This is a genomic window from Pedococcus sp. P2_E2 (assembly GCF_056403955.1).
Window position 1 is genome coordinate 1 of the sequence record NZ_JBFUEM010000014.1, and the last position, 21,320, is coordinate 21,320.

The window sequence follows — 21,320 nt, forward strand, 5'->3', positions numbered from 1 at the left end:
GATGAATGTGTGACAGGATGTGTGACAGGGCGGTATCAGGTGGGTATCGGCGCTGCGGGCTGCTGTAAGGGAGCTCTCGGTCGCAGCCGGCGTCCCTGGTGGCATCAGGCAGCATCCAGCCTCGTTGACGACCTAGAACGGCGGGGTCACAGTGAGCCCTATGTACATCGCAGTCCTCGGCCCCTTGGAGCTGGACGGGAAGTCGCCTGGTATCTCGCCGCGGGACAGGGTCGTCATGCAGGCCTTGGCGACCCACCCGACTGAGGTGCTCGGCTGGCGCCAGCCGGCGGCCGGACTGCACCGCCTTCACTGCGCAATGAACTCGTTCAGCTCCCTGTGCAGTTGGAGCGACGCGCCTGCGTGTGCTCCTCCACGATGGGCGACGCGTCATGGCAAGCCGATGTGGCCCCTGTACACGTACGTACCGTTCGCCACGACATCCTTGAAGTCGACGCGGCCGACAGCACCGGCGAAACCTCCGGTGCCGGATCCCACCGCGATCGGGTGCTGGCACCGTCCGCGGGTCTCCGCGCCTGTGGAGACGTCGGGAGACCATCGGGACTCGAACCTGTACGTCGTGGCGAAGGTTCCCGGTGTCCCGCCGTTCAGTGTGCCGACGAAGACCTCCTCGCCGGACTCCAGATAGATGCCGCTCGGTGCGCCGTTGTCCCGGATGCTTTCCACCTTGGTGAACCAGCAACCTTTCAGGCTGCCCATCATCACGATGGGGGGATAACTGGTGAAGTCTGCATACCCCGCAGGAGGAGCCCCGCAGGTGGCGGTGGTTTCGAAAGCGGCAGTGCCAACGAGCTGCTGCACAACCGGGGCCGCGCTCGAGGGCAGAACGGACACAGCGCCGAAAACCCCGACCAGTAGCGCCGCCGCCTCGAGTCGGCCAGCGTTCAATTTGACGGTAATCCTGATGGCGTCCATCCATTGGCCGTTGCCCATGAGATTTCCTTTCGTAAGGGTCCGTGTGGGGAGGGCGGCAGCCCGCACAGAAGGCCAGGCCGTTGACGGGCTCAACTGTGCTGCACGGGCACCGGCGCCCGTCGCCCTGAGCATCCTGTGCGTGTTTCGCATGGTTCGGCTCCTGCCTGAGTAATGGTTGGAGAGTTCAGCGGGAGATGGGCTGGCTGCGTTGGTCGGGTTGTCTATTGCGGACTGGTGGCCCCGCCGGGCTTCACGGGGTTGGCGCGGCGTCCATAGCGCTGATGAATGTGTGACAGGGCGGTATCAGGTGGGTATCGGCGCTGCGGGCTGCTGTAAGGGAGCTCTCGGTCGCAGCCGGCGTCCCTGGTGGCATCAGGCAGCATCCAGCCTCGTTGACGACCTAGAACGGCGGGGTCACAGTGAGCCCTATGTACATCGCAGTCCTCGGCCCCTTGGAGCTGGACGGGAAGTCGCCTGGTCTCTCGCCGCGGGACAGGGTCGTCATGCAGGCCTTGGCGACCCACCCGACTGAGGTGCTCGGCAGCGATGTCCTCGCTGATGCGCTCTGGGGTGAGGCACCCCCGGAGTCATGGCCGAAGATCATCCAAGGCTGCGTGGTCCGCTTGCGAAAGCAGTTGGGCACCGACGCGATTGAGTCCCTGCCGCAGGGCTACCGCCTCCGTTGCCATGCCGACGATCTGGACCACGTAAGGTTCGAGCGTCTCGTCGAACAGGCGCGGGAGCATCTGGTGCAGGGAGACCCGGAGCGGACGGCATACCTCACCGGACGGGCGCTCGCCTTGTGGAGAGGGCGCCCCCTGCCTGACCTCGAGGAGTGGACTCGCGGCAGGGTTGAGGCCGAGCGGCTGGAGGAGCTTCGCCTGGAGGCTGAGGATCTCCAGACAGAAGCGGCCCTGCGCACCGGCCACCACCTTCGCATCCTGGCGGCAGCGAAAACGCGAGTCTCGGCCGCGCCGCTGCGGGAGCAGCGGTGGGCCCTGCTGGCGCTTGCGCAGTACCGGAGTGGGCGACAGGGGGACGCGCTGTCGACGCTGACGCAGGCCAAGGCCATGCTGTCTCAAGAGCTTGGCCTCGACCCAGGTATGGAACTGCTCGACCTGGAAACGGCGATCCTGCGTCACGACCCGCAGCTGGCGGCTCAAGTGGCGCTCGGAGAGCCCAGCGCGACATGCCCCTACCTCGGGCTGGTGCCTTACGACGTTGACGACGCCGAGGCGTTCTTCGGACGAGACGCCGATGTCGCTGCGTGCTTGGAGCGGATGGACCGGGCGGGAGTGCTCGCGGTGGTGGGCCCGTCCGGCTGTGGGAAGTCCTCGCTGGTGCGCGCCGGGGTCGCGGCGGCGCTGAAGCGTGATGGGCGTCAGGTGGTGGTCGTGACGCCGGGTAGCCACCCAGTGGAAGCGCTCGCGGCGGTGAGGTCCGCAAAGGCAATCGTGGTCGTTGACCAATGTGAGGAGGCCCTGTCAACCGGTGAGGAGCCGGCCAGGCTGACGGAGTTCTTCGAGGCCTTGGTGGAGCGCAGCCGTCATGGCGGGCTGGTGGTCGCACTCCGCGCGGATCGTCTCGGGGCCCTGTCGGCGCATCCCGCTCTGGCACGGCTGGTGGAACGTGGCCTGTACCTGCTCGGCGCGATGACGCAGGGGGAGCTGCGCAGGGCCATCGAGGGCCCTGCCGGGCAGGCTGGGTTGCGTCTCGAGCCGGGACTCGTCGACCTGCTGGTGCGAGAGGTGGAGGGCGAGCCCGGGGCGCTGCCACTGCTCTCGCACGTCCTGTGCCAGACCTGGGAGCGTCGCGAGGGCAGCACCCTGACCGTGGCCGGGTATCGCGAGTCAGGGGGCGTCCGCGAGGCCGTCGCGCAGTCGGCGGAGGCCCTCTACGAGCGGGTTCCGCTCGACCAACGGCAGCTGCTGCGCGACCTGCTGCTGCGGCTCGTGTCACCCAATCTGGAGGGCGAACCCATCAGGAGCAGGGTGCCTTGGCGACAGATCGCGTCCGACGCGGAGCACGAGCGAATCATCGAGCAGCTTGTTCGCGCCAGGCTGGTCAGCAGCGATGACGATGCGGTCGAGATCGCGCACGAAGCGCTGGCGCGTGCGTGGCCGCGACTGCGGTCTTGGCTGGACGACGACGTCGAGGGGCAGCGCATCCTGCGTCACCTCACGGTGGCAGCGGACACCTGGGAGACGATGGGCCGACCCGACAGCGAGCTGTACCGGGGCGTACGTCTTGCCAAGGCCGTCGAGTGGCGGCGGAAGGCAACCCCCGACCTGACCCAGACAGAGCAGCACTTCCTGGACTGTTGCGAGCAGGCTGATGAGCAGGAGCGAGACGCAGCCGAGCGACTGGTGCGGCAGCAGCGGCGCACCAACCGGCGGCTGCGCAGCCTGCTCGTCGGGGTGGCCGCACTCCTGGTGGCATCGCTGGTCGCGAGCCTGGCAGCGGTTCGCTCGGCGGATCGGGCAGAGACCCAAGCCGTGGCGGCCGACGCACGGCGTGTTGGTGCTCAGGCGCTCACCTCGCCCGAGCTGGACACCTCGCTCCTCCTCGCTGCGGCGGGCGCCACGCTTGACCGCTCACCAGACCGGATGGCCAACCTGCTCTCGGCGCTCAGCCGCGCGCCCGCACTAGTGGCGTCCACCCGTGCCGGGCGCGTCGCCGGCATCTCGGTGAACCCCACTGATGGACGCGTCTCGGTAGCCCGGATTGATGCTGTCACGCTCCACGACGGCCGCACCCTAAGCGAGGTGGGACGGCATGAAGGCAACGGCTCCAAGCTGGCCGCAAGTCCTGACGGCCGCTTCGTGGCCGCGGCGAGCTTCCCTGCGGCAACGCAGAACGGCAACCTCGATCAGCCGATCGTGCTGCTTGACACCAACGGCTCTGCCCACACCGTCCAGCTGGGTGGTGTACCCGCCGGGGTGGGGGTGTTCGAGGGCATCAGTTTCAGCCCCGGCGGGCGTTGGCTCGCCGCCGTGCTTTTCCACGGTCCGGGCGGAGGTGGGCCGGTCGTCGGCGTGTGGGACATGCGCAGGCCCGGCACCCCGACGGCCCTGGTTGATATCGGGCTCGTCTGGACCGTGGCCGTCAGCGCCGACGGGACGAGGCTCTACTGCAATGAGGAAGGTCTGCTGCGGGTCTTCGACCTGCCCACGGGGACCCTGCTCAGGACAGTCGACCCCGGCGTGAGCGGCAGCGCTGAGTTCACCCAGCCTATGCTGCTCAGCCCGGACGGGCGAACGCTGGCTCGCGCTGCCGGCGCCCGGATCGCGATCCTGGATACCGCCTCCCTAAAGACCAAGGCGCAGCTCGCGGGTCACGGAAACGTCGCTCAGCTGGTCTTCTCCCCGGACGGCCGCCGGCTGGGCGTGGTCGATGACGATCTCGCTGTGTGGAACCTGGAAGGCAGCGAGCCCACGGAGGTCTTCCGTGGCGAGCGCTGGGGCGCTGAGCAGGTGGCGTTCAGCCCCGACGGGCAAAGCCTGTACTCCGGAGGTCTGGACGCCCCGCTGTACAGCTGGGATCTCCGCGGGGACAGGCGGTTCCTGGCAGCCGTGCCAGTCACCAGCAGGACCGACCCCGGCGGGATGGTGCGCGTCTCGCCTGACGGCAGCAGCATCGCCTACCTCGGCGACGAGGGCACTCTGGAAACGCGCGAGGTGGCTTCCGGCCGACTCAACCCGGCCTTTCCGACCAATGAGGATCAGGGGCAATTCCGCGAGCTCGCCTGGAGACCCGACGGCCAAACCTTGACCAGTATCCGCGGGGGGTCTCTGATCCATGCGTGGGAACCCCGCAGCGGACGAGCCATCGCGCTGTGGTACGCGGCGCCGGACAGGGTCAGCGTCGCCGCCTACTCCCCAGACGGCGGTCACCTGCTGGTGGGAACCGACCACGGGTCGCTGCAGGTGCTCGACGCCAGAACCCTGCACCCGGATGGGCCCGCCAGGAAGGTCACCGCAGAGCCGATTCTCAGCATTGACGCGAGTCCGGACCATCACACAGCTCTCGTGACGGCGGACCACGAGGCGCGGTTCGTCGACTACGTCACCGGCCGCATAGGCCGTGCCGCCCCAGCGAACGGCCGCTTCTCGCCAGACGGCATGCTCATCGCCGTCCCCGCCGCAAACGGCGGAATGGGCCTGGTGCGAGCAGACAGCCTTCGGCAGGTCTCCAGCCCCAGCGCCGCCGAGCCATACGGCAGGACGCCGGTGTTCTCGCAGGACGGCAAATGGCTGGTAGGCACCGGACACGGGAAGGTCGGCCTGTGGGACGGGCGCAGCGGCGCCTTCCTCGGAGCCGTCGCTGAGCCCGACGGCGAAGTCGCCACCGGGTTCACCAATGACGGCTCGCGTCTGGTGCTCGCCAGCGTGGATGGGACCGTCAGGATCTGGGACCTGCGCCCGGAAAGCTGGGTTGCGGCTGCCTGTCGCCTGGCCGGGCGAGAGCTTGGGGAGGAGCAGTGGCAGGAGTCCCTGCCCGGCCGCCCGTACCGCAAGGTGTGCCACCCACATGCACCATGACGACGCGGGCTGGCCGAGTGCGCTCGAGCCCTAGAAGGGGCGTCCTACTGACCGGTCTCGTGGTCCGTCTAGTTGCCGTTGCCGTTGCCGCTCGGATCCGGGACTGGGTGTCCCTGCGTCCGTGATGACCCTTGGCCCACGGGCGGCCACATGCCGGCATCGGCGATCGCTCGGACAGTGGCCCGGCGACCCCTGAAATGGCATCCGGATTCGTCCATCGCGCCGTCTCATGCGTTTCTGCCTTGTCCCAGGCGTCCCGTCGCGTCCGTCCCGTTCACGAGCGTCTCGCCGACCGCGGGCTACACATTTTCCTACACGCGCCAACGCCAGAGGCCCTCTCCTCGAAAGGAAAGGGCCTCTGACCTGCTACTTCGTGGTAGCGGGGGCAGGATTTGAACCTGCGACCTCCGGGTTATGAGCCGCCCCAGCCCACGTCTCACCCGTCCCAGGTCTTCGGCCCTGCCGGCACGAAATCTCAGTGCCACGTCCCCGTGATCGCGCCGCGTCTCAAGCCGTCCCGCCACCTCCCGGTTACACATTTGGCTACACGTCCGTGGCTCGAAGACAAGTCTGGTCATCCGGCCCGTGGGGACCTAGGGCCGCGTCGGAGCCCCACGCCTGGCCATTTGACGACCTATCCGCCTGTTGCAGGGACGTTCTGCTTCGCGTCAAGGCGGCGCTCGTTGACCCCGAACCCATGCATCCGCCAGCCCCCCGCTCCCGCGCCCGCCCCGACGCCCGCAGTCAGGCCCGTTTGACTCCCGTGCGTACGTCCGGAGCGCCTAGGCGTGCCGCATCGGCCGTGTGGTCGTCCGGCTCCTGCTGGGATTGGCGTTCCGCCTTGACGCGGGCGGTGTAGTGCTGGACCTCTCGTGCGACGTCGTCCTTGGTCCAGCCGAGGACCGGTGCCACGATCCGGGCCACCTCGGGTGCGGCGGCCAGTCCCCGGTCGAAGGTCTCGATGCTGATCCGGGTCCGCCGGGCCAGGAGGTCGTCCAGGTGCAGGGCACCTTCATGGCTCGCGCCGTACCGCATCTCGGCGCGCAGGTACTCGGGAGCACCGGCCAGCGGCTCTCCCAGCTCGGGCTCCTCTGCGACGAGCTGGAGAAGCTCGTGGACGAGCGTGCCGTAGCGGTGCAGCAGGTGCTCGACACGGGCGACGTGGAGGCCGGACTCGTCGGCGAGTCGCTGGCGGGCGTTCCACAGGGCGGGGAACCCCTCGGCGCCGACGACGGGGATGCGGTCGGTGACGGACGAGGGTGCTGCAGCGCCGAGCGAGTGCAGCGCCGCGTCGACCACGTCCTTGGCCATGACGCGGTAGGTCGTGTACTTCCCGCCTCCGATCATGGTGAGGCCGGCGACGGGAGTCACGACAGCGTGCTCCCGGGACAGCTTGCTGGTGGCATCGGACTCCCCCTGGAGCAGCGGCCGCAGACCCGCGTACACGCCCTGGATGTCCTCATGGGTCAGCGGAGTGCTGAGGAGTCGGTTGGCCTGTTCCAGCAGATAGTCGATGTCGGAGCGGCTGGCTGCGGGATGGGCCAGGTCGAGGTTCCAGTCCGAGTCGGTGGTGCCGATGATCCAGTGGTCCTCCCACGGGATGACGAACAGCACGCTGGTCGCGGTCCGGCTGATGAGCCCGACCGTGGCGTTGATCCGGTCCCGGGGCACCACGAGGTGGATGCCCTTCGACGCGCGGACGCTGAGCTGTCCGCGCCCACCGACCAGCTGCTGGATGTCGTCGGTCCAGACACCTGTCGCGTTGATGGTCTGCTTGGCCTTCACCTCGAACTCGCCCCCGCCCTCGAGGTCGGAGACGACGACCCCGGTGACGCGGTCTCCCTCGCGACGAAACGCGGTGACGCGGGCGCTCGGCACGCACACCGCGCCATACCGCTGCGCAGTGCGGGCAAGCATCATCGTGTGGCGCGCGTCGTCGAGCTGGCCGTCGTAGTAGCGGATGGCCCCGACGAGGGCGTCCTTGCGCAGGGCAGGGAAGAGTCGACGAGCCGCGCCGCGGCTGAGGTGCTTGTGCGTCGGGACGCCGTGTCTGCCGCCCAAGACGTCGTAGAGGGCCACACCGGCGCCCACGTAGAGCCGCTCCAACCCACGGTGTCGCAGGGGGTAGAGGAACGGGACAGGTCGTGCCAGGTGCGGGGCGAGCGTGTTCAGGATGAGTGACCGCTCTCGCAGCGCCTCCCTCACGAGCCCGAACTCCAGCTGCTCGAGGTAGCGCAACCCGCCGTGGACGAGCTTGCTGGACCGACTCGACGTCCCGGATGCGTAGTCGCGCTGTTCGACCAGGGCAACGGAGAGTCCGCGGGTCGCGGCGTCGAGCGCGGCGCCTGCTCCCACCACCCCGGCGCCCAGCACGACGACGTCGAACTCCCGCGACGCCAGCTGGGCCAGTGCCTCCGCTCGTTGTCGCGGACCAAGCTCACCGTGCGTGCTGTCCATCGGTTCCTCCTGGGGCGGCGCGAGCCGTGGGTTGGGACGGGCCCGGGTTCGAACGCGCCGCCGGGGTGGCCGCGGTCGGTGCCGAGGGGGGGCTCATGAGACGTCGACCCAGTCGAGTGTGCGCTCGACGGCCTTGAGCCATTGGCGGTGACCCTGTTCGCGTTGCTGGGCATCCCACGTGGGCGCCCACTGCTTCGACTCCTGCCAGTTCGCCGACAACTCGTCGACGCCGGCCCAGAAGCCGGTTGCCAGGCCGGCCGCGTAGGCGGCACCCAAGGCTGTGGTCTCGGCGACAACAGGGCGGCTGACCGGGATGCCGAGGATGTCTGCCTGGACCTGCATCGCGAAGTCGTTGGCGGTCACCCCGCCATCGACTCGCAGGACGTCAAGGCGGACGCCGCTGTCCTGCTCCATCGCGGCCATGACGTCCTTGGACTGGTAGCAGATCGACTCCAGGGCCGCCCGCGCCAGATGCGCCCTCGTGTGGAACCTGGACAGGCCGACGATGGCTCCGCGCGCGTCGGGACGCCAGTACGGGGCGAACAGCCCGGAGAACGCGGGGACGAAGTACAGGCCACCGGTGTCGGCGACGCTGCGCGCAAGGGCCTCACTCTCGGCCGCGTCGCCAATGATGCCGAGCTGGTCCCGCAGCCACTGGATGGCCGAACCAGTCACGGCGATCGACCCCTCGAGGGCGTAGGCGGGCGGGGCCTCACCGAACTGGTAGGCGACCGTCGTGATCAGCCCGTGCGTGGAGTGGACGATGGCGGGACCGGTGTTGAGCAGCAGGAAGTTGCCTGTGCCGTAGGTGTTCTTGGCCTGGCCGGCCTCGAAGCACAGTTGTCCCACACTGGCCGCCTGCTGGTCGCCCAGGTCACCCGCGAGGGGGACCTCACCCCGGAACGGGCCGGTACCCAGCGTGACGCCGTAGTGGTCGGGGTCCGCGGACGGCCGGATCCGGGGAAGCATGCGCCGTGGCACATCGAAGAAGCCCAGGAGCTCGTCATCCCAGTCCAGGGTGGCCAGGTCCATGAGCATCGTCCGGCTGGCGTTCGTGGGATCCGTGACGTGCACGCCACCGGAACGACCTCCGGTGAGGTTCCACAACAGCCAGGTGTCGGTGGTCCCGAACAGCGCACGGCCGGACTCGGCCGCCTCTCGCAGTCCTTCGACGTTCTCGAGGAGCCACTGCAGCTTGCCGCCGGAGAAGTAGGCCGCCGGCGGAAGACCGGCACGTGCCCGGATGACCTCCCCGCGTCCGTCGCGCTCGAGAGCGGCGGCGATCCGGTCGGTGCGCGTGTCCTGCCACACGATGGCGTTGTGGAAGGGCCGGCCCGTCACGGGATCCCACACGACGGTGGTCTCCCGCTGGTTGGTGATCCCCACTGCGGCGAGGTCGGGGGCGGTCAGCCTCGCCTTGTCGAGCGCCACCTCGATGACGTTCTCCGTCCGCCGCCAGATCTCCAGGGGATCGTGCTCGATCCACCCCGTCCGCGGCAGGATCTGCTCGTGTTCGAGCTGGTGGGCGGCGACCACGGCCCCGTCGTGGTCGAAGATCATGAATCGTGTGCTGGTCGTTCCCTGGTCGATGGCGCCGACGAAGTGAGAGCCGGTCATTGCCGGGTCCGCAGTGTGGAGGCGAGATCTGCCGCCGTCGGTCGGTAGCCCAGTGCCTGCGACACCTCACGCGCGGCGGCTACCACGAGGGGAGCGACCTCCTGAACGCGCGTCTGGTCGATCTCGAACGCCATGGCGGACATGCTGATGCCCCCAGTGGGAACTCCGCGGTGGTCACGCACCACCGCGGCGACACACCGGGTGTGCAGCTCGTTCTCCTCGTCGTCGATGGCGTAGCCACGTCGGGCAATCGTCCGCAGGTGCTCGATCATGCTGTCGGCGTCCGTGATCGTCCGCGGGGTCGCGGGCGGCATTCCCGTGCGCTTCAGGATCGCCCTGGACTCCTCCTCGGTGAGCGCCGCCAGAAGAGCCTTGCCGATGCCGGTGCAGTGCAACGGGATGGCCAGGCCGACCCTGGAGCGCATCTCATAGGCGCGCCGGCCCTCGACCTTGGCCACGTACACGGCTTGGTCGGCCTGACGAACGGCGAAGTGCACTGTGTGCGTGGTCGCGTCGCGCAGCGTCTCGAGGATCGGCGCCACGATCCCCATGGCCGCGTCGGAGGCAGCTTGAGCGGACAGCGTCAGGAGACCGGCCCCGGGGAGGTATCCGTGGTCACCGTCCCCGCGCACCCACCCCAGCCCGACCAGCTCCTGGATGATCCTGTGCACAGTCGACGTCGGAAGTCCGGTCGCGCGGCTGATCTCGCTCACCCCCGAGTGCTCGGTCAGGGCCTCCACCACCCGGACCACCTTGGCCACCGCGGTGGCCCGGTCCCCCGGTGGGTCGTCGCTCGACATCCTCGGGCTCGCGGTCATCGGGCCATCCACCCGCCGTCGACCACGAGGGTGTGGCCCGTGACGTATCGAGCGGATGGACCCGCGAGGAACACGACCGCGCCAACGAGGTCCTCCGGCGTCCCCCAGCGCCCGGCGGGGATCCTCGCGCGGATGGCCGCCTCCCGGTCAGGATCCGCGCGCAGAGCGCTGGTGTTGTCGGTCGCGATGTAACCCGGGGCAATAGCGTTCACCGTCACGCCGTACTGGGCCCATTCGTTGGCCAGCGCCTTCGTCAGGCCGGCCAGGGCGTGCTTGCTCGCCGTGTAGGAGGCGACGTTGATCCCGCCCTGGAACGAGAGCAGTGACGCGGTGTTGATGACCGAGCCCTTGCGCCGCTCCACCATCCCAGCGCCCACGGCCTGCGAGAGCACGAACGCAGAGTCGAGGTTCGTGGCGACGACGCGCTGCCAGTCGGAGTAGGCGACCTCGAGCGCCGGCGCGCGGGAGATCATGCCCGCGTTGTTGACCAGGATGTCGACGGGGCGCTGATCCCCGAGCTGCCGCGCCGTGCGAGAGGCCTCTTCGGGGTCGGACAGGTCACCGACGACCGTGGACACCTCCCGACCGAGACGCGAACAGGTGTCCTGGGTCTCGCCCAGGCTCGACTCGCTGCGCCCCCACAGAACGATGTCGGCCCCGGCCGCGGCCAGCGCCTCGGCCATGGCTGCTCCGATCCCCCGGCCGGCTCCTGTCACCAGGGCCGTCTGCCCGGTGAGCCCGAAGCTCGCCTCCATCATGAGAGGTCTGCCGTGTCGACTGGATCCATGTCGTTGTAGGCCAGGTTCTCCCCACCCGTTGCCCACACGAACTTGTAGGAAGCCGTGCCCGCGCCGAAGTGGACGGACCACGGGGGGCTGATGACGGCCTGGCGGTCGGCCACGATGATGCTCCTCGTGCTGGACGGCTCCCCGCACAGGTGGACGACCCGCTCGTTCTCCGGCAGGTCGAAGTACAGGTAGGTCTCGGTCCGGCGGTCGTGCGTGTGGCACGGCATGGTGTTCCAGACGCTCCCACTGGCAAGCGTCGTGATGCCGATGGCGAGCTCACACGAGTCGACGCTTGCGCCGTGGACGTACTTGCGGATGGTCCGCTTGCTGGCGGCAGAGTCCTCGCCGACTTCGACGACGTCCGCGTCGTCACGTGCGACGAGCGTCGTGGGCAGCTGGCGGTGCGCCGGCACGGACACGAGGTAGAAGGTGGCTTCGCCGGACACTCTGATGGACTTCGTTCCAGCGCCGACGTACAGGATGTCCTCCCCCTCCATCGCGTAGTCGGTACCGTCCGCACTGACGAGCCCCGGGCCGGCGAGACAGACGATTCCCAGCTCGCGTCGATCGCAGAGCGCCTCCGCGCGCACCTCGTCCGGCGCCACGACGTCGAGCGACTGCCCGGCCGGCATGGCTCCGCCGATCAGCACGCGGTCGCCCTGGCTCAGACAGAAGCGCACCTCGCCGGGAGCGAAGAGCTCGTCCACGAGGAAGCGCTCGCGCAGTGCTGACGAGGGCAGTGCATCGAACTCGGACGGGTGTGTGGCCAGCCTGACGTCAGTCATGGGACTCCCTTTTCTGTGGTGCAGTGCGGTGTCTCGCTTCCCGCCTGATGGGAAAGTCTTCCCTTCTGGCGGAATAGGCTCCAGTATGCACGTGAGCAACGGATTACGCCAGAGCAGCCATCCCGGCCGACACGGCATCCGATGACATCCACAGAGAGGTGGAATCCCCATGCGACTTCGCGTGAAGATCGGTACTGCTGGCCTGGCGCTCGCGGCGATGGCCCTGACGGCGTGCGCGCCCGGCTCGTCGAGCTCGTCCTCCGACTCGGCCAGCGGCCCCAAGACCGTGGACTTCAAGAGCTTCAAGGGCAAGACCCTGACGTACGTCTACTTCACGGACGGCCCGGACGAGCAGGCCACCCGGGACGCGATCGCCAAGTTCGAGACCGAGACCGGCGCGAAGGTCAACCTGCAGATCCTTCCCTTCGCCGACCTCAACACCTCCCTGCAGGCCCGGCTCTCCGCAGGCAACGCTCCCGAAGCGGCGCGCGTCGCCGACTGGCAGGTGTACAAGGACGAGGCCGTCGATTTCAAGCAGTACTTCGGGAACGACTACCCGAAGGAGTTTTCGCCAGGCGTCGCCGGCACGGTCCAGGACGCCGCGGGCCACATGTATGCCGTCCCGAGCGACCTCACCATCAACGGACCGATGATCAACGTCGACGCGTTCAAGAAGGCTGGCGTCGCGGTTCCGACCAAGTGGACCTGGGAGCAGCTGGTCGCGGACGCGAAGAAGGTCGCGGCGGCGAACAAGATGCCGTACGCCCTCGCCATCGACAAGTCCGGCAATCGCCTGAGCACGGTGCTGAGCCAGTACGGCACCGTGATGATCGGCAAGGACGGCAAGAACGCCTTGGACAAGGACAAGGCCGCCAAGGCCCTGACCTTTTTCACGGACCTCGTCAAGAGCAACACCGTCCCGAAGGACTTCTGGCTCGGGTCGGGGAGCAAGTACTCGGGCGCGAACGAGATCTTCCTCGCCAAGCAGGTGCCGGTGTACCTGTCCGGTCCCTGGCAGGTCGGCGCCTTCGCCAAGAGCGCCAGCTTCGAGTGGGCCGCCGCGCCGAACCCGTGTGCGGAACGCTGTGGTGGATTCCCCGGCGGCAAGTTCATGGTTGCGTTCAAGAACAGCAAGGAGCCCACGCTGGGCGCCGCGTTCGTGCAGTGGATGAACCGCACCGAGAACCAGAGCGAAGTGGACAAGACCGCCTTCTGGCTGCCCACACGTCAGGACCTGACCACCTCGGGGGTCAAGTACCCCAGCCGTGACAGCGACATGGCCACCTTCATCTCCCAGATCGGCGAGACCCCGGAAGAGACCTGGGCCACCAACAGCAGCCCCGCGTTCACGAAGTCCGCCACCGCGCTGATCGCCGAGACTGACAAGGTCGTGGCCGGCCAGCAGGACGTGGCGACGGCTGTGACCAACCTGTCGGCCGCCATTGACAAGGCGATCAAGGAGTCGTCGTGACCGCCGCCGCCCCCGTCAAGGCGCGCTCGCGCAGACGGGGGGTGAACAGCCGGCACATCGCGCCCTACCTGTTCGTCCTGCCGAACATGCTGATCTTCGGGCTGTTCACCATCTGGCCCGCGCTGAATGGTCTCAACCTGAGCTTCTACGACAGCAGCAACGGGCGGACCTTCAAGCCCGTGGGCACCGAGAACTACCGGGCCATCCTCAGTGATACCGAGTTCTGGAGCGTCGTTCGACACACGGCAGTGTTCACGGTCGGCTTCGTGCTCATCTCCACGGCCTTGGCCACGGTGCTGGCGCTCCTGCTGCACGCCCAGCGCCGCGGTCGCGGAGCCCTGAGCGCCGCGTACTTCCTCCCCGTGCTCATCTCACCGGTCGTCGTCGGGATCATCTGGAGGGCAGCCTTGGAACGCAAGACAGGGCTGGTCAACCAGTCGATCTCGGCGGTCGGTCTGGGCCAACCCGGATGGCTGGTTGAACCCAACCTCGCGCTGATCGCCATCATCCTGGTGGGGACCTGGATCCACCTCGGCTTCTACGCGATGATCCTGCTCTCCGGCCTGCAGTCGATCGACACCACCTTGTACGAGGCGGCGAAGATCGACGGATCCACGGCGTTGCAGTCGGCACGGCTGATCACCCTGCCGCTGCTCCAGCCCACGATGATGGTCGTGATCATCCTGGCGACGATCGCTGGCTTCCAGTCCTTCGACTTCATCTTCACCCTCACTGGAGGCGGGCCCGTGCGCGCCACCACGCTGATGGTGCAGTACATCTACGAGAACGGGTTCAGCTTCCCGATCGAGTACGGCCTGGCCAGTGCGGCCGCGGTCATCCTCTTCGTCGTCGTCTTCACGGTGACGTTCGTCAACTACGTCATCGGACGCAGGAGCGACGCGATATGAGCACCCAGTCCGCCCTCGAGCAGACCCAGGCCCGCCCCGAGACTCCAGGCCCACGACGCACATGGACGTCGACCACCGGTCGTCCCCCGAGCGTCAGCACCGTGGTGCGCACCACCCTCCTCACTGCCGGCGCCCTAGCAACGATCGCGCCGGTGGTCTGGGCGGCGTTGTCCTCCTTCAAGACCCAGGAGGAGCTCGCGCAGACACCACCCACGCTCGTGCCGCACCACCCCACCGTCGACAACTACACGACGGGCCTTCAGGCGTTCGACTTCACCCACTACCTGACGAACAGCCTGATCGTCACGGTGTCGGCCACCCTGCTCACCTTGGTGATCAACTCGATGGCGGCGTACGCCTTGGCCAAGTACAACTTCCGCGGCCGGACGTTGCTGTTCATGATCACTCTGGCGACGATCATGATTCCCCTTCAGGTGATCCTCCTGCCCGTCTACCAGATGGTGGCGTCCCTGGGGATGACCAACTCCCTGCTGGGGCTGATCATCCCGCCAGCGGCGACCCCGACCGGGGTCTTCCTGCTGCGGCAGTACATGCTCACGCTGCCCGACGAGATGATCGAAGCGGCCCGGATCGACGGGGCTGGTGAGTGGCAGATCTTCTGGCGGATCATCCTGCCCCTGAGCCGTCCAGCGCTTGCCGTGGTCGCCATCTTCTCGGTGATCTGGCGATGGAACGACTTCCTGTGGCCGCTGATCGTCGCCCAGGACGAGTCCAAGCAGACCCTACCCGTGGCCATCGCCCGGTTCGCCAGCCAGCAGGCCATTCCCTTCAACCAGATCTTGGCGGTGTCCGTCGTGACCATCGTCCCGATCGTGATCATCTTCCTCATCCTCCAACGTCAGATCATCGCCGGACTCGCCCAAGGGGCCATCAAGTGATCCCAGCAGCACCTCAACCCGCAACCAACGGCAGGACCGTGCACACTCTCGACGCGCGGGGGTACATCCGGGACTGGCTCGTCAGCCCCGCGTGGAGCTCGCCCTGCGACGACCTCGACCAGGTGCTCGCAGCAGACGGCAGCCCCTGGGGAGCCGAGGGCCGTTGGGTACTGACCAACGGCCCGGACGTCGCACCCTTGAAACGCCTGCTGTACCAACGGCATCCGCTCCTCACCGGGCAGGAGTCTCCGGACGTCGTCGAGGGAGGGGCGATCGGCTGGACCCGCTCCGAGGGCGACGCAACCTCCACGGGGACCTGGCAACGCATGCACGCCGGCGGCGACGGCCTCGTCGACTGGAGCCGGTTCTGTTACACGCCGGAGTACCGTCACTCCATAGCCGCAACCACGCTCGAGGTGGACCAGGCTGAGTACCGGGACCTCGAGGTGGCGAGCACGGGGCCGGTGGCGGTGTTCGTCAACGGCGAACTGCTCCTCGCGACGGAGGACTTCGGCTACATGGAGCCGATCCGCCACACCATCCGGGTCCGGCTGGAGTCCGGGACCACGTCCCTCGTCGTGGCCTCGTGGCAGGTCGCCTTCCGGGAGTGCCGTCACGTCGTGGCGGTCCGGGTCGACGGCCTGCCGGTGCGGGTGGTGATCCCGTCTCCCGGGGCGGACGAGCACCAATCACGAGTGGCCGAACAGCTGCTCGACTCGATCGGTGTGGGTCCATGGGTCAGCACCAACGGCGCGACCACGATCACCGGACCACGCGACAGCCGGCTGGTGGTCTCCGTCGGTGGCGGCTCAGCCCAGACGGTGGTGCTGGACCAGGGCATGGCCGTGCTGGACCTCGCGCAGGCCCAGCCAGACGACGACCCCGACTCCGAGGGCGCTGCCTCCATGCTCAGCACCGGTGAGAGCGAGCTGACCATCCGTGTGGACCAGCCCGACGTTCCAGTCTTCCGGGTGGCTCGCGTCGCGACGCTCCCCCCTCGACGACGCGACCGTCCCAACGGGACCGACCCACAGGTGTGGCGTCAGGAGTTCCTCGACCACAGTGCAGCCGCCGTTCCGGGCACTGCCAGGGCACTGGCCCGACAGGTCCTCGAGCCCGGCGGTCCGTTGGACCCCGGTGACTTGGAGACTCCCCTGCGGATGATCGGCTCGCGCTACGACTGCGCGGACTTCGAGGCAGTCGGGCTGGTTCACCTGTGGCGTCGTCTCCCGGAAGAGTCCTGGGCCGAGGGCGACCGGGCTCGTGTGCGCGACGCTCTCACGACCTTCAAGTACTGGATCGACCAGCCAGGCCTTGACGCCATGTGCTACTTCACCGAGAACCACCAGTTCGTCTGGCACACCGCGGAGCTGCTGGTGGGCGAGATGTTCGCCGACGAGAAGTTCAGTGGTACCGGCTGGACCGGCCGTCAGCACGCCGAGCACGCCTACCCCCTTGCGCAGGAATGGATCCATCGCAAGCTCGCCGGCGGCTTCAGCGAGTTCGACTCCAATGCCTACCTCGCCATCGACTGTTTCGCCCTGGTCTCACTGGTCGAGTTCGCCGAGTCGCCAGAGCTCCGACACCTGGCCGAAGCCCTCCTCGACAAGTGTCTGCTCACGCTCGCCACGAACTCGTGGAAGGGAGTGCACGGAGCCGCCCACGGCAGGTCCTACACGCACACCCTTCGGTCGGCCCGGTTCGAGGAGACCGCTCCGATCATGTGGCTCCTGTGGGGGGTCGGCGCCCTCAACGACGCCACCCTGCCCGCCACCTCGCTGGCCACGACCGAGCACTACACACTGCCACCGGTGATCCGCGCGCTGGCCCAGCACAGCCCCGAGGAGTGGGACGGCAGGCAGGTCTACCGCGGCGAGTACCGCCTGCACCACGACCTGCTCGCCCGTCCCTACGGCTCGGACCTGCGCGTCTGGCGTACCCCTGACGCGATGCTGTCCAGCGTCCAGGACTACCGCTCGGGGCTGCCAGGACTCCAGGAGCACATCTGGGGCGCGACCCTGGGTTCGGAGATCCAGGTGTTCGCCACCCATCCTGCGGCCGACACGATCAGCTCGGCGGCCCGCCCGAACAGCTGGGCCGGTCAGCTGGTCCTGCCGCGGGCACACCAGGACCGCGACACCGTGCTGGTACTGCACCGCCTACCCGGGCAGGACTGGATCGGCACGACGCATGTGTGGTTCCCGGTTGCACTGTTCGACGAGTGGCAACAGGTCGGGTCATGGCTCGCCGGACGGGTGGACGACGGCTACGTGGCCATCGCGACCGACGGCGGTCTGCGACCACAGCTGACGGGCGACGAGTCGTGGCAGTGCTGGTGGCCCAACGGTGGTGGCCGGAGCTACGTGACGACCGTCGGTCGCCGTGCCGTGGACGGTTCGTTCGACGACTTCGTCGGCGCGCTCACTGAACCCGAGTTCGGTGGCAGCAAGGCCGATCCCTCCGTCGGCTGGACGGCGCGCGACGGGCGGGCCCTGCACGTCGCCTGGTCGCAGGCATTCACGGTGGACGGCCGCCCGGCAGGGCTCGGCCTCGACGGTCGCCCGGAGAACCGCCCGCACCTTGCCAACCCGGCCTGTCGTCAGGAGTTCGGCGCAGCTGGCCTCGAGGTCGAATGGGAGGGCGAAAAACTCGTCATCGACTACGCGGCGGGACGTCGAGTCGAGCCCCGGAGCGGCATCGCCGCGTCGCTGTCCTCGGACGGGGGTCAGCGCCATGGCCGGTAGCGACCTCACCTCGAGCCGCTTTGCCGCACCCCCGCTGCCGCCACTCAGCGCTGAGGCGTTGACGCGTGATGCCCTGGTGTCGCTCGGGAGACAGATCGAGGACAAGAGCTGGCACGACGGCCTGCCCGACTTCTTCTGGGGGGAGGGCGTCTGCCTGCTCGGGATGATCCGCTTCGCCGAGGCGGCCGGCGAGTCCTTCCCATTCCGGGTCAGCGAGTGGCTGGACGAGCACGGACGCGGCGACCTCGTCCTCGATCACGTGAACCACTTGACTCCCGGCACCGCTGCCGTTCTCGACGGCAGGCCGGAGTCCGAGGCCCTCGCCGCCCGGTTGCTGGCCTGGCTCCAAGGCTCTCCCGACGTGACCCACGCAACCAACGGCGCCATCGAGCACTGGCCCGATGGCGTCTGGGCCGACACCGTCTTCATGGGAGGACTGTTCCTCGGTCACCTCGGTGAGGCACGAGGTGACGCGGCACTGGTCTCGGAGCTGGGCCACCAGTGGCTCACGCATGCCGAGATTCTCCAGGACGAGGCGACCGATCTCTTCGTGCACGGATCCCATGCCGGAATCGCCATCCGGTGCTTCTGGGGCCGCGCCAACGCCTGGATGGCGCTGAGTGCAGTGGAGTACCTTGAGCTCGCGCAACGACGCCCGGACCTCGCCGACCCACAGGCAGTCGAGGAGGTACGCACCCGCCTGGGTCGCCAGCTCAGAGCCCTTGCAGCCTGTCAGCCGGACCACGGCGTGTGGAGCGTGCTGGTCGACGACCAACCGGAGAACGCAGGCGTACTCGAAACCTCAGCCGCCGCGGGCCTCGGCGCGGCCATGCTCCGAGCCAGCCAGGTCATGCCGGGCCTCGACGACTCCGTGGTCGAGGCTGGGTGGAGGGCGGTTGCGGGAGCCCTGGCCTACGTCGACGACGGAACGCTGACCCGGGTCAGCGCCGGGACCGTCCTGCAGCTTGTTCCCTTCGGCTACAGCGTGATCCGCGACGACCGAGCCCAACTGTGGGGTCAGGGCCTCGCCCTGCACGCCGTGGCCGCCGCACTCGCGGCCCAGTGGGGTAGCGCGGCCGTGCCGGCGACCGACGCGGGCGCCGGGGCCCGACGGTGAGCACCATCCTGTGCGTCGGTGAGGCCCTCATCTCGCTGACACCCCCGGTCGGGACTCCCCTGGTCGACGCGACGGACCTGCACCTCAGCACCGGTGGCGCCGAGGTCAACGTGGCCGCGCATCTCGCCCGCCTCGGCGTACCCACACGCTTCGCGGGACGGGTCGGCGAGGACCCCTTCGGGGCGCGACTGCGCAAGACGCTAGATGACCTCGGAGTCGACAGCAGGTTCCTGGAGGTTGATCCCGAACGCCCGACGGGCCTCTACGTCAAGGACGCCAACGGCTCTGGGACGACCATGCGGTACTACCGCAGCACCTCCGCGGCCACCAGCTATCGCCACGTCCCGTCCCCAGCCCTCGCCGACGTGGCACACATCCACCTCACGGGGATCACGCCCGCACTGTCGGACGACTGTCGCCGCCTCGTCGAGGACGTTCTCGCGCTCCCCGACGTGAGGACGTCGTTTGACGTCAACTACCGCAGCGCCCTATGGGGCGTGACAGAGGCGGCCGGCATACTGCGGTCTCTGGCCGAACGGGCGGACATCGTGTTCGTCGGCCTCGATGAGGCGGGCGACGTATGGGGCTGCCGCACCTTTGACGAGGTCCGTCGACTACTCCCCCAGCCGTCCGAACTCATCGTGAAGGACGGCCCACGTGAAGCAGTCGCATTCGTGGGCTCACGGGTGGTGAGAGTGCCAGCACCAGTCATCGAGGTCGTGGAGCCTGTGGGCGCCGGCGACGCATTCGCCGCGGCATATCTGGCTGCACGCCACTACGGGCACGACCCGTTAGACGCTCTGCATTGGGGACATGCCCTTGCTGGGGCGGTCCTGCAGGTGCTGGGAGATCACGGCGTGACCATGGACCGAACCGCTCTGGAGGAACAGATCCGTAACGAGGCGGTGAACCATGGCGCCTGACATCTCCCCCGACGGCGTGACTGCCTTCGTCGACCAGGTGTCCCGGGCGCGCATCATCCCAGTGCTGCGAACCCAGAGCGCGGATGAAGCCGTGAAGGCGGCTGGCCGTTGCTTCGACGCCGGACTGACCATGGTCGAGCTCACGGCTACCACGACGGACTGGCCACTGGCCCTCCAGCAGGTGCGCAAGGACCACCCTGACGGTCTGGTTGGCATCGGTACCGTGCTGAACGAGTCGGCTGCTCTCAGGGCCATTGACGCGGGAGCTGACTTCGTGGTCTCCCCATGCCCAGTGCCCACCGTGAGGGGTGTTCTCGAGGGACAGATCCCCCTGATAGAGGGAGGGCTGACAGTCGGCGAGATCCTAGCCGCCGCGCAGCACGGCGTGGCGAAGCTGTTCCCAGCTCACGTCGGCGGGGTGATGTATCTACGCTCCCTCCTCGCGATCGCGCCCAACAGCCGGATAGTCCCCACCGGGGGAATCCCGCTCGCGGACGCGTCCCAGTGGTTGGCTGCCGGTGCGACCGCCGTCGGTGTAGGTCGCGACCTCCTGGAGGCTGGCGACATGGTCGCAGCGATCCGCCAGGCACTCGAGACGCCCGCGTAGACACGTCGCGACTCCCCGTGTCAAGGAACGGAAACGGGCTGGCAAGGAGTTCGGGCTCCGACGATGCGATGTGCGCTGACCTGCGATCGTCCGGACATCGACCCGGCGACACCCTGAAATAGCGTCGTCACGCGTCCATCGGGGCGTCTCATGCGTTTCTGCCCCGTCCCAGCCATCCCAGCGCGTCTCCTTCTTTTCGAGGGCCGTCTCAGCATCAGCTGGCTGACGACTCCTGCCTTCGGAACTGGACGGTGACGGTGCGGCTGACTCCGCACGACGACGTGCTGGAGTCGGTGCGCTTCGTCGACGACTCACAGGTCCTCACCCAGAATGTGAGCATGACCCCATGACGCGCAGGGCGCGCCGCGGGCAGATCTCGGTCGACTCTCCATAAGGCCCTTCCAGTTCCAGTTTGGAACTGGAACGAGATAGGGTAGGCTTCATCCAGGAGCGGGAGTCCGTTTCCCAGAGGCACACTGATCGGAAGGCAGACACCATGACCGAGCCCCAGTTTCGCCCCAAGTACGTGTCGTTCGACTGCTACGGCACGCTGATCAGCTGGCCGATGACGCCCATCACCAAGGAGCTGGTCGGCGACCAGGTCCCCGCGGAGCAGTGGGACCAGTTCGTCGCCGAGTTCCGCGGCTACCGCTACGACGCCGTGCTCGACGCCTACTACCCCTACGAGCGGGTGCTGCAGAGCGCCTTCGAC

The 21,320-nt window shown here is 68.1% G+C and carries 14 protein-coding genes and 1 pseudogene; 9 read left to right on the top strand and 6 right to left on the bottom strand.

Annotation, left to right across the window (positions count from 1 at the left end; genetic code table 11):
- Positions 1-387: 387 nt before the first annotated feature.
- Entirely contained in the window at positions 388-951 is a 564-nt protein-coding gene (locus AC1DWR_RS19515) for a hypothetical protein (protein ID WP_477625006.1), read from the bottom strand.
- A 515-nt stretch (positions 952-1,466) separates the two neighbouring features.
- Here AC1DWR_RS19515 and AC1DWR_RS19520 point away from each other — a divergent pair.
- On the top strand, positions 1,467-5,474 hold the full coding sequence (locus tag AC1DWR_RS19520; protein ID WP_477625007.1) for an nSTAND1 domain-containing NTPase: 4,008 nt from the start codon (positions 1,467-1,469) through the stop codon (positions 5,472-5,474).
- A 744-nt stretch (positions 5,475-6,218) separates the two neighbouring features.
- Here the strand turns inward: AC1DWR_RS19520 and AC1DWR_RS19525 are convergent.
- The 5 genes from AC1DWR_RS19525 to kduI all read right to left on the bottom strand — a co-directional run bounded on the left by AC1DWR_RS19525 (position 6,219) and on the right by kduI (position 11,939).
- Positions 6,219-7,931, bottom strand: a complete 1,713-nt coding sequence (locus AC1DWR_RS19525; RefSeq protein WP_477625008.1) for a glycerol-3-phosphate dehydrogenase/oxidase — start codon at positions 7,929-7,931, stop codon at positions 6,219-6,221.
- Positions 7,932-8,024: 93 nt separating this feature from the next.
- The gene (glpK, locus tag AC1DWR_RS19530) at positions 8,025-9,548 is read right to left on the bottom strand and encodes a glycerol kinase GlpK (RefSeq protein WP_477625009.1); all 1,524 of its coding nucleotides are present in this window, start codon (positions 9,546-9,548) and stop codon (positions 8,025-8,027) included.
- Complete coding sequence (locus tag AC1DWR_RS19535; protein ID WP_477625010.1) at positions 9,545-10,366, bottom strand: IclR family transcriptional regulator; 822 nt, start codon at positions 10,364-10,366, stop codon at positions 9,545-9,547. Before AC1DWR_RS19535 ends, glpK begins: the two co-directional genes overlap by 4 nt.
- Positions 10,363-11,121: an SDR family oxidoreductase gene (locus AC1DWR_RS19540; protein ID WP_477625011.1), complete on the bottom strand. Its 759-nt coding sequence runs from the start codon at positions 11,119-11,121 to the stop codon at positions 10,363-10,365. The genes AC1DWR_RS19535 and AC1DWR_RS19540 overlap by 4 nt, the downstream gene beginning before the upstream one ends.
- Positions 11,121-11,939, bottom strand: a complete 819-nt coding sequence (gene kduI, locus AC1DWR_RS19545; protein WP_477625012.1) for a 5-dehydro-4-deoxy-D-glucuronate isomerase — start codon at positions 11,937-11,939, stop codon at positions 11,121-11,123. The genes AC1DWR_RS19540 and kduI overlap by 1 nt, the downstream gene beginning before the upstream one ends.
- A 169-nt stretch (positions 11,940-12,108) precedes the next feature.
- On the opposite strand from kduI, the gene AC1DWR_RS19550 reads away from it, so the two are divergent.
- The 8 genes and pseudogenes from AC1DWR_RS19550 to AC1DWR_RS19585 form a co-directional block, all read left to right on the top strand.
- Positions 12,109-13,410, top strand: a complete 1,302-nt coding sequence (locus AC1DWR_RS19550; RefSeq protein WP_477625013.1) for an ABC transporter substrate-binding protein — start codon at positions 12,109-12,111, stop codon at positions 13,408-13,410.
- A complete protein-coding gene (locus tag AC1DWR_RS19555) occupies positions 13,407-14,318 on the top strand; it encodes a carbohydrate ABC transporter permease (protein WP_477625014.1) in 912 nt (303 codons plus the stop codon). Before AC1DWR_RS19550 ends, AC1DWR_RS19555 begins: the two co-directional genes overlap by 4 nt.
- Entirely contained in the window at positions 14,315-15,217 is a 903-nt protein-coding gene (locus tag AC1DWR_RS19560) for a carbohydrate ABC transporter permease (RefSeq protein ID WP_477625015.1), read from the top strand. The genes AC1DWR_RS19555 and AC1DWR_RS19560 overlap by 4 nt, the downstream gene beginning before the upstream one ends.
- 38 nt (positions 15,218-15,255) lie before the next feature.
- A complete protein-coding gene (locus AC1DWR_RS19565) occupies positions 15,256-17,961 on the top strand; it encodes a hypothetical protein (protein WP_477625016.1) in 2,706 nt (901 codons plus the stop codon).
- On the top strand, positions 17,951-19,078 hold the full coding sequence (locus AC1DWR_RS19570) for a glycoside hydrolase family 88 protein (RefSeq protein WP_477625017.1): 1,128 nt from the start codon (positions 17,951-17,953) through the stop codon (positions 19,076-19,078). Before AC1DWR_RS19565 ends, AC1DWR_RS19570 begins: the two co-directional genes overlap by 11 nt.
- Entirely contained in the window at positions 19,075-20,001 is a 927-nt protein-coding gene (locus tag AC1DWR_RS19575) for a sugar kinase (protein ID WP_477625018.1), read from the top strand. Before AC1DWR_RS19570 ends, AC1DWR_RS19575 begins: the two co-directional genes overlap by 4 nt.
- Entirely contained in the window at positions 19,991-20,608 is a 618-nt protein-coding gene (locus AC1DWR_RS19580) for a bifunctional 4-hydroxy-2-oxoglutarate aldolase/2-dehydro-3-deoxy-phosphogluconate aldolase (protein ID WP_477615881.1), read from the top strand. Before AC1DWR_RS19575 ends, AC1DWR_RS19580 begins: the two co-directional genes overlap by 11 nt.
- 496 nt (positions 20,609-21,104) lie before the next feature.
- Positions 21,105-21,320, top strand: a pseudogene (locus AC1DWR_RS19585) (haloacid dehalogenase type II); the annotation flags it as partial.